At 64.3% G+C, this 12,759-nt stretch carries 14 protein-coding genes and 1 pseudogene; 4 read left to right on the top strand and 11 right to left on the bottom strand.

Translation table 11 applies throughout. From position 1 onward, the window contains the following. The gene (locus FJW06_RS04145; protein WP_181178131.1) at positions 1–2,889 is read left to right on the top strand and encodes an EAL domain-containing protein; all 2,889 of its coding nucleotides are present in this window, start codon (positions 1–3) and stop codon (positions 2,887–2,889) included. 163 nt (positions 2,890–3,052) lie between these two features. Here the strand turns inward: FJW06_RS04145 and FJW06_RS04140 are convergent, their stop codons facing one another. Beyond that, positions 3,053–3,661, bottom strand: coding sequence for a YqgE/AlgH family protein (locus FJW06_RS04140; protein WP_140748798.1), 609 nt, complete (start codon positions 3,659–3,661; stop codon positions 3,053–3,055). A gap of 126 nt (positions 3,662–3,787) precedes the next feature. On the opposite strand from FJW06_RS04140, the gene FJW06_RS04135 reads away from it, so the two are divergent. The 3 genes and pseudogenes from FJW06_RS04135 (at position 3,788) to FJW06_RS04125 (ending at position 5,640) form a co-directional block, all read left to right on the top strand. Next, positions 3,788–4,594, top strand: coding sequence for a protein-disulfide reductase DsbD domain-containing protein (locus FJW06_RS04135; RefSeq protein ID WP_140748402.1), 807 nt, complete (start codon positions 3,788–3,790; stop codon positions 4,592–4,594). A gap of 88 nt (positions 4,595–4,682) precedes the next feature. Next, on the top strand, positions 4,683–5,165 hold the full coding sequence (locus FJW06_RS04130) for a peroxiredoxin (RefSeq protein ID WP_140748399.1): 483 nt from the start codon (positions 4,683–4,685) through the stop codon (positions 5,163–5,165). Next, a pseudogene (locus FJW06_RS04125) lies at positions 5,165–5,640 on the top strand (DUF2938 domain-containing protein). The gene FJW06_RS04130 and the pseudogene FJW06_RS04125 overlap by 1 nt, the downstream one beginning before the upstream one ends. A 3-nt stretch (positions 5,641–5,643) precedes the next feature. Here the strand turns inward: FJW06_RS04125 and FJW06_RS04120 are convergent. The 10 genes from FJW06_RS04120 to FJW06_RS04075 form a co-directional block, all read right to left on the bottom strand. Then, complete coding sequence (locus FJW06_RS04120) at positions 5,644–6,237, bottom strand: histidine phosphatase family protein (RefSeq protein WP_140748397.1); 594 nt, start codon at positions 6,235–6,237, stop codon at positions 5,644–5,646. Positions 6,238–6,278: 41 nt separating this feature from the next. Next, entirely contained in the window at positions 6,279–6,809 is a 531-nt protein-coding gene (gene rnhA / locus FJW06_RS04115; protein WP_140748394.1) for a ribonuclease HI, read from the bottom strand. Beyond that, on the bottom strand, positions 6,806–7,768 hold the full coding sequence (locus FJW06_RS04110) for a homoserine kinase (RefSeq protein ID WP_140748391.1): 963 nt from the start codon (positions 7,766–7,768) through the stop codon (positions 6,806–6,808). The genes rnhA and FJW06_RS04110 overlap by 4 nt, the downstream gene beginning before the upstream one ends. 6 nt (positions 7,769–7,774) lie before the next feature. After that, positions 7,775–8,779 carry a 4-hydroxy-3-methylbut-2-enyl diphosphate reductase gene (gene ispH, locus FJW06_RS04105; protein ID WP_140748388.1) on the bottom strand — a complete coding sequence of 335 codons (1,005 nt, stop codon included), beginning with the start codon at positions 8,777–8,779 and terminating at the stop codon, positions 7,775–7,777. Positions 8,780–8,855: 76 nt separating this feature from the next. Continuing rightward, a complete protein-coding gene (locus FJW06_RS04100) occupies positions 8,856–9,611 on the bottom strand; it encodes an SURF1 family protein (RefSeq protein ID WP_181178130.1) in 756 nt (251 codons plus the stop codon). Continuing rightward, a complete protein-coding gene (locus FJW06_RS04095) occupies positions 9,608–9,994 on the bottom strand; it encodes a DUF983 domain-containing protein (RefSeq protein WP_140748385.1) in 387 nt (128 codons plus the stop codon). Before FJW06_RS04095 ends, FJW06_RS04100 begins: the two co-directional genes overlap by 4 nt. Positions 9,995–10,079: 85 nt before the next feature. Continuing rightward, on the bottom strand, positions 10,080–10,961 hold the full coding sequence (locus FJW06_RS04090; protein WP_140748382.1) for a cytochrome c oxidase subunit 3: 882 nt from the start codon (positions 10,959–10,961) through the stop codon (positions 10,080–10,082). Position 10,962: 1 nt separating this feature from the next. Further along, positions 10,963–11,589 carry a cytochrome c oxidase assembly protein gene (locus FJW06_RS04085; RefSeq protein WP_140748379.1) on the bottom strand — a complete coding sequence of 209 codons (627 nt, stop codon included), beginning with the start codon at positions 11,587–11,589 and terminating at the stop codon, positions 10,963–10,965. Then, the gene (locus FJW06_RS04080; protein WP_140748376.1) at positions 11,589–11,780 is read right to left on the bottom strand and encodes a hypothetical protein; all 192 of its coding nucleotides are present in this window, start codon (positions 11,778–11,780) and stop codon (positions 11,589–11,591) included. The genes FJW06_RS04085 and FJW06_RS04080 overlap by 1 nt, the downstream gene beginning before the upstream one ends. Beyond that, positions 11,777–12,721 carry a heme o synthase gene (locus FJW06_RS04075; RefSeq protein ID WP_140748373.1) on the bottom strand — a complete coding sequence of 315 codons (945 nt, stop codon included), beginning with the start codon at positions 12,719–12,721 and terminating at the stop codon, positions 11,777–11,779. The genes FJW06_RS04080 and FJW06_RS04075 overlap by 4 nt, the downstream gene beginning before the upstream one ends. Positions 12,722–12,759 lie beyond the last annotated feature (38 nt).

The following is a 12,759-nucleotide window of genomic DNA, read 5'->3' as shown; positions in this document are numbered from 1 at the left end:
GTGACGAATTCTCCGCGATTAGCGTCGCTGTTCGCCCTCATCATGACGGTCGTCATCACGCTTTTTTCGGCGGTGCCCGCTTTCGCCGTCGAGCCGATCAAGATCGCGCGCGACGACAAGGCGCTGGACCTCTCCGGCGCCGTGCAGATCTACCGGAATCAGGGCGAGAATTTCCAGGTTTCGACCGCGCCCGGCCCCGACGGCATCGTGCGGCGCATCGAAGTGGAGGCCAATGACGCGCGATCGAGTGGCGACTGGGCCGTCTTCGCGCTCGCCAACACTACCGACCAGCAGCTCGATCGGCTGATCGTCGCGCCGCATTTCCGCCTGGTGAATTCCGGTATCTTCTGGCCCGACCTCGGCTCGACGCGCATCGCCGCGATCACGCCCAGCGAAGGCTTCGCGCTCGACCGCCAGACAAGCCCGGACGCCGACGTGTTCCGGGTGACGCTGAACCCCGGTACGGTGGTGACCTTCATCGCCGAACTCGCCTCGCCGAAGCTGCCGCAGGTCTATCTCTGGGAACCGGATTCCTACAAGGACTCGGTCAATTCCTACACGCTGTTCCGCGGCATCGTCATCGGCATCTCGGGCCTTCTGGCGCTGTTCCTGACGATCCTGTTCGTGGTCAAGGGAACCTCGATGTTCCCGGCGACCGCGGCGCTTGCATGGGCGGTGCTCGCCTATATCTGCGTCGACTTCGGCTTCCTCAACAAGATCATCGAGATATCGCCCGGTAACGAGCAGATCTGGCGGGCCGGCACAGAGGTGGCGCTCGCGGCAACCTTCGTGGTGTTCCTGTTCGCCTATCTCAACCTCAACCGGTGGCACGGCCATTTCAGCTATGGCGCCTTGGTCTGGATCCTCGGCCTGCTTTTGATCGCCGGCGTGGCCATCGTCGATCCGGCGGTCGCCGCCGGCATTGCCCGCATCTCTTTCGCCGCCACCGCGCTCACCGGCCTCGGCCTGATCATCTTCCTCGGCATTCGCGGCTATGACCGGGCGATCATGCTGGTGCCCAGCTGGGTCATGGTGCTGCTCTGGCTATGCGGGTCGTGGATGGCGATCACCGGCATGCTCGACAACGATATCGCCCAGCCGGCGCTGGGCGGCGGGCTGATCCTGATCATCCTGCTCATCGGCTTCACCGTCATGCAGCATGCCTTTGCCGGCGGCGTGCTGCACCAGAGCCTGTTCTCCGATCTCGAGCGGCAGGCGCTGGCGGTGGCCGGCTCGGGCGACATCGTCTGGGACTGGGACGTGCTGCGAGACCGCGTGGTGACCAAGCCGGACATCAGCCTGCAGCTCGGCCTGGCGCCGAACAGCCTTGGCGGTGCGGCCCGCAACTGGCTGCCGGTGCTGCATGCCGACGATCGCGACACGTTCCGCACCACGCTCGACGTGGTGCTGGAGCACCGCCGCGGCAAGGTCGCGCAGAATTTCCGGCTACGCGGCGCCGATGGTCATTATCACTGGTTCTCGCTGCGCGCCCGCCCGGTGATCGGCTCCGACGGCGAGGTGATCCGCTGCGTCGGCACCATGGTCGACGTCACCGAGCAGAAGAAATCCGAGGAAAGGCTGCTGCACGACGCCGTGCACGACAACCTGACCGGCCTGCCGAACCGCGAATTGTTCATGAACCGGCTGGAGGCGATCATCTCGATCGCCCGCACCGAGGACAAGGTGCGCCCTACGGTCTTCATCATCGACATCGACCGCTTCAAGCAGGTCAATGACGGTCTCGGCATTTCCGCCGGCGACACCATCCTTCTTACCGTCGCCCGCCGGCTGCACCGGCTCCTGAAGCCGAAGGATTCACTGTCGCGCTTCGCCGGCGACCAGTTCGCGCTGATGCTGCTTTCAGAGCAGGACCCGGCCCGCATCGCGGCCGTGGCCGACGCCATCAAGCACGCGATCAACAATCCGATAACCTTCGCCAAGCGCGAGATCGTGCTGACTGCCTCGATCGGCCTGATCACCTGGACGACGGCGCAGACTTCGGCCGAGGACATGGTCAAGGATGCCGAGCTTGCCATGCACCAGGCCAAGCGCTTCGGCGGCGACAGGATCGAGCCGTTCCGCCCTGCCTTCCGCACCGTCGGCACCGACCGGCTGCAATTCGAATCCGACCTTCGCCGCGCCATCGAGCGGCGCGAGTTCACGCTTGCCTACCAGCCGATCGTGCGGCTGGAGGACGGCAGCGTCGCCGGCTTCGAGGCGCTGCTGCGCTGGGACCATCCGCGCCGCGGCATGATCCCCCCAGGAGATTTCATCCCGGTGGCCGAGAATTGCGGACTGATCGTGCAGCTCGGCCTGTTCGCCATGCAGCAGGCGGCCGAGGACCTGGCCGCCTGGCAAAAGCAGATCGGCGACGCGCCGCTGTCGGTCTCGGTCAACCTCTCCAGCCGTCAGCTCATCCGCCGCGACCTAGTCAGCGATGTCCGCTCCGTCATCGCGCGCGCCAATCTGAAACCGCGCTGCTTCCGGCTCGAGCTCACCGAATCGCTCGTGATGGACAATCCCGAGCAGACCGCGCATGTGCTGAGCAAGCTCAAGCAGCTCGGCATTGGACTGTCGCTCGACGATTTCGGCACCGGCTATTCCTCGCTGTCCTATTTGACGCGCTTCCCCTTCGACACGATCAAGATCGACAAGAGCTTCGTCGACGACGCGACGCCGAAGCGCGCGGTGCTGCTCAAATCCATGGTCAACATGGCGCATGAGCTTGGGCTTTCGGTCGTGGCGGAAGGCATCTCCGACGAAAGCGACGCGCTGGAGCTTCGCCAGATGGGCTGCGAATATGTCCAGAGCTTCATGTTCGGCGCGCCGATGCCCGGCGACCAGGTGCTGAAGACGCTGAGGGAGCAGTATCCGCTGACCCAGGCTTAGAGACCGTTTGGAAACTCTACTCCTGCGGCAATCTGGCGGCGCTTTCTGCGCTTCCGGTGCTCACGTGCATTAAGCACGCTCCGCTCCGGTTCTCGAAATCACCACCATATGACTCGCATGAGCGAGTTTCGAAACGGCCTCTGCGTCTGCTCGGCACGGTAGGCTAAGCATGCCCAGCGGCGGCGCTCAGATGGGCAAGGTCGATGCCGATCGAGGCCAGGATGCGGTCGTATTTGCGCTCGATGTCGGTGTCGAAGAGAAGCTCGGGCGTCGCCGGACAGGTGAGCCAGCCGTTCTCGGCGATCTCCGTCTCGAGCTGGCCGGCGCCCCAGCCGGAATAGCCGAGCGCCATCAGCGCATGACGCGGGCCGCGCCCGGTGGAGATGGCGCGCAGGATGTCGACGGTTGCCGTCAGGCAGATGTCGTCGGAGACGTTGAGCGAGGATTCCACGCGATAGTCGCCGGAATGCAGAACGAAGCCGCGGCTGCGGTCTACCGGCCCGCCATTGCGCACGACGAAATCGCGTGTATGCGCCGGCAGGCGGATCGCTTCCTGCTCGTTCATGATGCCGAGCTGCACCAGCAGGTCCGGAAACAGCATCTGCTGCGTCTGGTTGATGATCAGGCCCATCGCGCCCTCGTCGCTATGGGCGCAGACGTAGATGACGGAGCGCGCGAAACGGTCGTCCTTCATGCCCGGCATGGCAATCAGGAACTGATCGTCGAGGAAGCCGCGGCCGGCGGCCGCCTTCTTGTGGCGCAGCAAGTCCATGGCTTGAGCGTAACGCGTTTCGGCAGCGCCGAAAAGATGGTGCCGGTCCCCGATGTCACGCAAATATGATACCGGGAAGGTGACGAAGTCATTGCGCGGCCAAGAACGGACGGTCAAATCACCGCCATGCGATATATGAAAATACTGGTTCTCGGCATCGTTTTCGGGTGGGCTGCGGGCCTCCCGGCCGAGGCCTCCTCTTCGAACTGGTACAATAGTGAAGGCGGCAAGGTCCGGCTGGTGACCACCGGCAAGCCCGACGAGGCCGGCAAGATCCACGGCGTGCTCGACATAGCCTTGAAGCCCGGCTGGAAGACCTATTGGCGCGATCCGGGTGATGCCGGCGTGCCGCCGCAGCTCGACATCTCCGGCAGCACCAACATCGCCGACGCCCAATTGTCGTTCCCGCCGCCGCAGCGGCATGACGACGGCTACGGCAAATGGGCCGGCTACGACCGTCCGGTGTCGCTGCCGGTGACCTTTACCGTGTCTTCGCCCGGCCAACCGGCGACCATCGACGCCCATGTCTTCCTCGGCATTTGCGAGACGATCTGCATTCCGGTGCAGACCCGGCTCAGCGTCGACCCCGGCTCCGATCCCGACAACGCGATCGACGCAGCACTGGTGAAGACCGCGCTCGCCACGCTGCCCTCCCCGGCGCGGCCCGATTTCGGCATCAGCGTGCTGCCGGGCGACCACGAAACGCTTGTCGTCCAGGCGCAGTCGCCCGGCGATCCGGAATCCGTCGACTTCTTCATCGCCGGCAAGCGCGACTACATGTTCGGCGCGCCGGTGCGCAGCCAGAAGGACGGCAAGCTCGTCTTCACAGTGCCGATCCTCGACCGGCCGTCGGCGACGCCGACCGATGGCGGGCTGTATTACACGCTGACCAGCGCAGAGGGTTCGGTGGACGGGTTGCTGCCTTTCCCTTGATCCAGCGGCTGTGAAGAGGTTGCCGGAGTCCGCGCAGTCCGATATCGAAGACGTCGGTTCTTCCCATCTCTCCCAAACGAGGCTCCCCATGACCATTTCGGTTGGCGAAAAACTGCCCGACGTGACCTTCAAGACGATGACCGCCGATGGCGCGAAGGATATAAAAGGCACAGAGATCTTCACCGCCAAGAAGGTGGTGCTGTTCGGCGTCCCCGGCGCCTTCACGCCGACCTGCAGCAACAACCATCTGCCGGGCTATCTGGAAAACCATGACGCCATCCTGGCGCGCGGGGTCGACACGATCGCCGTCGTCTCGGTCAACGATGTGCATGTCATGGGCGCCTGGGCGCGCTTCTCCGGCGGCGAAGGCAATATCCTCTATCTCGCCGACGGGAGCGGTGATTTCGCCAAGGCCGTGGGGCTCGACAACGATCTTTCCGCGGCCGGCATGGGCCTGCGCTCCAAGCGGTTTTCGATGATCGTCGACGACGGCAAGGTCACCGCGCTCAATGTCGAGACAAAGCCTGGCGTCAACGAGAGCGGCGCGGCCAAAATCCTTGAGCAGCTCTGATGCTCGACACCATCTGGCGCGCGGTAGCGATCGGCATCGGCGCCACGGTGTTCATGGACATCTGGGCGATCATCCTCAACAAGGCGATCGGCCAGCCCTTGCCCAATTGGGGCATGGTCGGGCGCTGGGTTTGGCACCTGCCCGGGAAAGTCTTCCACGACGATATCGGCAAGGCCACGCCCTATGCGCATGAAAAGGCGCTGGGCTGGGATTCCACTATCTGGTCGGCATCCTTTACGGCGTGGTCCTGGTGGTGCTCGCGGGCGCCGGCTGGCTGGCGGCGCCGACTTTCCTGCCGGCCTTCATCCTCGGCATCGTCACGGTTGGAGCCGGTTGGTTCCTGCTGGCGCCAGGCATGGGCGCCGGCTGGGCGGCATCCAAGCTGCCCAATCCGACAAAGGTGCGCGCGCTCAACCTCGTGGCGCACACGGTGTTCGCGCTCGGCATGTTCTCGACGGCGCTGCTGATCCGGTGACGATCAATTGGCGTGATGCGGTACCGGTTCGTCGATCGGCCGCCAACCGTGCAGGACGCGGCGCAACGCAACGTCATAGGCGAAGTAGTTACCACCGCCCGCGGGTTGATCCGCGGTACGGCTGATCTCCCTGCCATCGAGCAAAAGCAGCAGAAGCGTTCCAACACCGCCATGGCCAACGAAAGCGACGTTCCCACCGCCACTGGCGGCGAGCGCCTCTTCGACCTCCCCCACAATGCGGCTCTGCGCATCAATGGCGCGTTCCCAGCCCCGGATGCTCTCGTGCGGGTTAGCGAAGAACTGGTCGGCAGCCGCCTCGAATTCCGGCGGCGGCAGGAAGCCGGTTGCCGACCGGTCGTTCTCGAGCATCCGCTCGCGCACCTCGACCGCAAGGCCGAGATGGTCCGCCAGGATTTCGGCAGTTTCAATCGCCTTGCGTTCAGCGGACGACACGATGCGGCCGATCGAGCCGATCCAGGGCTGGTCGAGCATGGCGACGGCCCTTGCCCGGCCGATATCGGACAGTCCCCATTCCGGCACAGGCACATTGGCGTCAATGCGGACCTGGGGATGGGTGATGTAATAGGCGATCGGCACGACATGCGTCCCCGGTCAGAGCGCGAATCCAGCCATCAAAATCAATAGCTCTGGGTCGAGCGTCGCGCCCTGGCGACCGCTGGCCGCTTCGGCTGCGTCGCGGGCTGCGCCGCCACCGCAGTCTTCACAGGGCCTTTCTTGAACGGCGCCATGCCTTGCCGGGCCAACTCGTCGGCGCGTTCGTTTTCCGGATGGCCGGCATGGCCCTTCACCCAATGCCAGGTCACCTTGTGGCGCCGGTTGGCCTCGTCGAGCGCCTGCCAGAGCTCACCATTCTTCACCGCCTTCTTGTCGCCGGTCTTCCAGCCGTTCTTCTTCCAGCCATGGATCCATTTGGAGATGCCGTCCATGACGTATTTGCTGTCGGTGTAGAGGTCGACCGCGCAAGGCTCCTTCAGCGCGTTGAGCGCCGTGATGGCGGCGAGCAGCTCCATGCGGTTGTTGGTGGTCTCGGCCTCGCCGCCCGACAGTTCCTTGGTGACGCCGTTGTAGCGCAGCACCGCGCCCCAGCCGCCCGGCCCGGGATTGCCCGAGCAGGCGCCGTCGGTGAAGATCTCGATCTGCTTGGTCATGTCAGCCCGTATTCGGATGGCGACTTGATGGCGCGGTGGAAGCGCATGCGGCGGATATATTCGGTCGGGTCGCGCTTCATCACCAGCCCGCCATCCGGAATGGTCAGCCAGTCATAGAGCCTCGTCAGCATGAAGCGCAGCGCCGAGCCGCGCGCCAGCATCGGCAGCCCCGCCTTCTCGTCGCCCGAGAGCGGCCGCACCGACTGATAGCCGGAAAGCAGCGCCGCTCCCTTGGTCAGGTTGAAGGAAAAATCCTTCTCGAAGCACCAGGCGTTGAGGCAGGTGGCGACATCATAGGCGTAGAGATCGTCGCAGGCGAAGTAGAAGTCGATCAGCCCCGACAGCCTCTCGCCAAGGAAGAAGACATTGTCCGGGAACAGATCGGCGTGGATGATGCCCTGCGGCAGGCCGGTCGGCCAGTTGCACTCGAAATCCCTGAAATCGGCATCGACCTCGGCCGCCAAGCCCGGCTCGACCTCTTCGGCGCGGTGGCGCGAGGCGGCCCAGAGCTTGCGCCAGCCGTCGATCGCCAGCGCGTTCGGCCTTCTCATCTGAAAATCCTGGCCGGCAAGATGGAGGCCCGCGAGCGCCTTGCCCACTTCGCCGCAATGCGCGGCGGTCGGCCGCCTGAGCGACAGGCCCTCGAGGAAGGTGATGATGACGGCCGGACGGCCGGCCAGCGTGCCGATGACGGTGCCATCATGCGCAGTCACCGGCAGCGGGCAGGAAATGCCCTTCCTGGCGAGATGGCCCATCAGGCCGAGAAAGAACGGCAGGTCGGCCTTGTCGACGCGCTTCTCGTAGAGGGTCAGGATGTAGGATCCGGTCGAGGCGTGGACCAGGAAGTTGGAATTCTCGGTGCCTTCGGCGATGCCCTTGTAAGAGAGCAGTTCTCCCACCGGATAGGCTTTGAGGAACGCGGTCAGTTCGCCTTCGTTGACGTCGGTGTAGACGGCCATCCGGTTTCAAGCCGCTCCGTTGACGAAGGCCATGTCGGCCGCCGTCAGTTCGACATCGCGCAGCACCCGCATCACCGGGAAATCCTCCGTTTCCGTGGCCGTGACGGCCAGATCGATGGTGACGTCGAAGCGCTGCCGGAAGGCGTCGACGATCTCGTCGACGATGATCTCCGGCGCCGAGGCGCCGGCCGACAGACCAAGCGTCCTGATCCCGGCGATCTCATCCCACGGAATTTCGGCGGCGCGCTGCACGAGAAGCGACATCGTCGCACCCGCACGCTCCGCCACTTCGACAAGGCGGCGCGAGTTGGACGAATTGGGAGCCCCGACGACGAGAAAGAGATCAGCCCCGACCGCAGTCTCCTTGGCCGCTTCCTGGCGGTTGGTGGTGGCGTAGCAGATCGATTCGGCGGCCGGCGCATGCAGTTGCGGAAACCGCTCCTGCAGCGCCCGGATGATGCCGGCGGTGTCCTCGACCGACAAGGTCGTCTGGGTGACGAAGCCCAGCGCCGAAGCGTCGGCGGGCACGAAACGCGCGGCGTCGGCCTCGGTCTCAATCAGCGTCACGGCGCCTTCCGGCAGCTGGCCCATCGTGCCGATCACTTCCGGGTGCCCGGCATGGCCGATCAAAAGCACATGGCGGCCGAGCCGCTGGTGGCGCATCGCCTGCTTGTGCACCTTGGAGACGAGCGGGCAGGTGGCGTCGAGGTAGAAGAGATTACGCGCCTCGGCGTCCGCCGGCACCGATTTCGGCACGCCATGCGCGGAAAACACTACCGGCGACTGCCGATGCTCCGGCGGAATCTCGGAGAGTTCCTCGATGAAGACGGCGCCGAGGCTCTGCAGCCCTTCGACGACGTAGCGGTTGTGCACGATCTCGTGGCGGACATAGACCGGCGCGCCGTATTTCTTCAGCGCCAGCACGACGATCTGGATGGCGCGGTCGACGCCGGCGCAGAAGCCGCGCGGCTGGCAGAGCCTGATCGTCAGCGGTGGCTTTTTCTCAATCATGAATTCGGGCCGGTTAAGTCGTAGCGCTGGACGCGAAATGAGGTGCGCACCCCTGCGCTGTCAAGAGCGGCGGCGCTCACGGCTCTTTCGCCGGGCGGCGTAACCTCAGGATCAGCACGGCCGCAAGGGCGGCGGCCAGCCCGTACCAGGTGACGGCATATTGCAGGTGGTTGTTCGGCAGGTCGATGATGGTGACGCCACCGACCGGCAGGCCGCCAGGATTCGGCGTCTTGTCGGCATCGATGAAAAACGGCACCAGGACGAAACCGGCCGGCAGGCCGGCGGTCGCCGCCATGACGTCGCGGTCCTTCCAATAGAAGATGTTCTTGGCGACGTTATTGTCGGGAAGCATCATCGACGGCTTTGCGGGCAGCGGATTGCGGGCGAGCCCGGTTACCGTCACCTTGCCGGCGATTTCGCCCTGCTGGCGCTTGGCCGGATCCTTGAGGTCGTAGGGAACGAAGCCGCGGTTGACGAGCACGAAGCGGCCGTCCTCGAGCTGCAGGGGCGTGTAGACGTTGAAGCCGCTGTCGCCTTGCCAGGTGGAAAAGAAGTGTCGCTCGCCCCGGTGCAGGAAAGTGCCGGTCACCGTCACCGGCGTGTAGTCGACGTCATGGGAAGCGGCGAACTCCCTCTCGACATCGGCCAGCGGCAACGGCGCGGAATGGCTGCGCTTGTCGATGGTCGCAAGCAGGTCTTCCTTCCAGTGCAGGCGCTGGATCTGCCAGGTGCCGAGCCCAATCAGGACGGCGAACAGGACAAGGCCGAGACCAATCAGCAACGCTGGGCGCGTCCGCGAACGGCCGGCCACCGAGTCCGTCGTCCCATTCATTCGTGCGATTCCAGCCTGCCTTCGGCGGCCTTCTTGGAATATTGCAAGGTGATCAGCACGCCCTTGATGAGGCGCAGCGCCGTCAGGCAGAGCACCAGCGCTAATGGTATCCACAGGATAAAGTGCAGCCAGAGCGGCGGACTGAGCGTCACCTCCATCCACAGCGCCAAGCCGACGACGATGAAGCCGATGATCAGGATGACGAACACCGCCGGTCCGTCGCCGGCATCGGCGAAGGAATAATCTAGCCCGCAATTGTAGCAGCGCTTGCCGATGGTAAGGAAACCGGAGAACAGCTTGCCCTCGCCGCAGCGCGGGCAGCGGCCATGCAGGCCGGCCGAGATCGGATCGATAGGGGGCCAGATCGCCTTGTCTTCGTTCATGTCCGCACCGTAGACCCTTTCGCCCCAAATAATAAGGCGGCCACGTCGCCGCAGCCGCCCTCTTGGGACTCCGAAACCCGTCGGTTTAGTGGCCTTCGATCAGCGCGCCGTTCGAGGCCCAGACATAGATGGCGCTGAACAGGAACAGCCAGACCACGTCGACGAAATGCCAGTACCAGGCGGCTGCCTCGAAGCCGAAATGCTGCTTCGGCGTGAAGTCGCCGCGCATAGCACGCACTAGGCAGACCAGCAGGAAGATGGTGCCGATGATGACATGGAAGCCGTGGAAGCCGGTGGCCATGAAGAAAGTGGCGCCGTAGATCGAATCCCTGAAGCCGAACGGAGCGTGCATATACTCGTAGGCCTGCACCATGGTGAACAGCATGCCGAGGCCGACGGTCAGCACCAGGCCGTTGATAAGGCCCTTGCGGTCGCCATGCAGCAGCGCGTGGTGCGCCCAGGTCACCGTCGTGCCCGACAGAAGCAGGATGATGGTGTTGTAGAGCGGCAGGTGGAAGGGATCGAGCACCTCCAGGCCCTTCGGCGGCCAGACGCCGCCCGTGAAGGCGGTACGGGCATACTGGTTCGCTTCACCGGGGAAGAGACTTGCGTCGAAGAAGGCCCAGAACCAGGCGACGAAGAACATCACCTCGGAGGCGATGAACATGATCATGCCGTAGCGCAGGTGCAGCGATACGACGCGCGTGTGGTAGCCTTCATGCGCTTCCTTGATGGTGTCCGACCACCAGGCGAACATCGTGTAGAGCACGATGATCATGCCGATGAAGAACAGCCACGGATTGGCGATGTTGTGGCCGAAGACCGGGAAGTTGCCGCCCTTCAGATACTGCATCAGGCAGACGCCGCCGACGGCGGTGACAAGCGCGCCGACCGAGCCCAGGAAAGGCCAGGGGCTAGGATTGACGAGATGGTAGTCGTGTTGTGGTTTTGCGTGCGCGTCTGCCATATCAACCCCCGAGGCTTGCTTCGGAATCTGGAACTTTGCTGCTGTTGCCAGCGGCCGGCGCCGACGAGGCGACCGGCTGTTTCTTTTCGACCGGGAACATCGTGTAGGACAGGGTGATCGTCTTCAAGTCCTTGAGTTCCGGCACATTGACGATGTCTGGATCGACATAGAACACGACCGGCATGTCCAGCGTCTCGCCGGGCTTCAGCGTCGTGTCGGTGAAGCAGAAGCACTCCACCTTGTTGAAATAGGCGCCGGCCATTTCAGGCTGCACGTTGAACGAAGCGCGGCCGGTGATGGGGCGGTCGAACTTGTTGGTGGCGCTATAATGCGCCTGGGTCGTCTCGCCGATCTTGATCGTCACAGAACGGGCGACGGGCTCGAATTGCCACGGAATGCCATTGGTGTTGGCGTCGAAGCGGATCGTGATGTCGCGATCGAGCACCCGGCCGGCATATTGCTTCTCGGCGCGCTGCGTGGTGCCGCCATAGCCGGTGACCTGGCAGAACATCTTGTAGAGCGGCACCGCCGCATAGGCCATGCCGACCATGCCGGTGAAGAAGGCGAGGCAGACGGCGGCAACGACGCCGTTGTTTACCTTGCGGGGCTTGCTCGCGTCGCTGCTCATCAGCCGCCCCCAAGCAGGCCCGAGCCGGTGAGGCTCGCGCCGTGGTGGCCGAAGCGCACGATGGTGGCGGCATAGAAGATGATGACCAATGCGGCCAGCGCGACGCCGATGGCGATGGAGCGGTTGCGGCGCGCCTTGCGCTGACGCTCGGTCAACGTGACCAGTTCGAGGTTCTTATCGGCCACGATCATACTCCCCCCATCATGAGTGCGCGCCCGACGACGCAATCGACGAGATAGGCGGCGAAGATGGCGAAGAGATAGAGCAGCGAATAGGCAAACAGCGCCTTGGCGGGCTTCATCGCGCGGTCGTCGTCGGCCATGGCAAGCACTTTCCAGGCATACCAGACGAAGCCGAGGCCAAGCCCGGCGGAAACCACGCCATAACCGGCCGTGGTGTAGCCGAGCGCCCAGGGCAACACGCCGACCGGCGCCAGGATCACCGCATAGGCGAAGATCTGCCGGCGGGTCGAGGCATGGCCGGCCACATTCGGCATCATCGGGATGCCGGCGCGGGCGTAGTCGTCGGACTTGAAGAGAGCCAGCGCCCAGAAATGCGGCGGCGTCCACAGGAAGATGATCAGGAACAGGATTACGCTCTCGAGGCTGACCGACCCGGTCACGGCGGCCCAGCCGATCACCGGCGGGATGGCGCCGGCGGCGCCGCCGATGACGATGTTCTGCGGCGTCCAGCGCTTCAGCCACATCGTGTAGATGACGGCGTAGAAGAAGATGGTAAAGGCGAGAAGCGACGCCGACAGCCAGTTGATCAGCACGCCGAGCGTCATCACAGACAGCACAGAGAGCACCAGGCCGAAGCTCAACGCCTCGCCTGGCGTGACGCGACCGGCCGGCACCGGGCGGCCCGCGGTCCTGGTCATGACGGCGTCGATGTCGGCGTCGTACCACATGTTGAGCGCGCCGGAGGCACCGGCACCGATGGCGATCGCCAGGATCGCGATAACCGCCATGAGCGGATTGATGGCGGCGGGAGCCGCGACCAGACCGACAAAAGCCGTGAAGACGACCAGCGACATGACGCGGGGCTTCAGGAGGGCGAAGAAATCGCCTGCTGTTGCTTCCGACATGCGAAAGCCCGCTTCCTCCATCAATCTGTCGTCGGCAAGGGCCATGCGTACTTAGGGTCCATTGTTGCGTTGGCAAGATCGCC

The sequence above is a fragment of the Mesorhizobium sp. B4-1-3 genome (assembly GCF_006439355.1).
Lineage (GTDB): Bacteria > Pseudomonadota > Alphaproteobacteria > Rhizobiales > Rhizobiaceae > Mesorhizobium.
The sequence above is the reverse complement of the archived record's forward strand: the minus strand, read 5'-3'. Positions and strand labels throughout refer to the sequence as shown.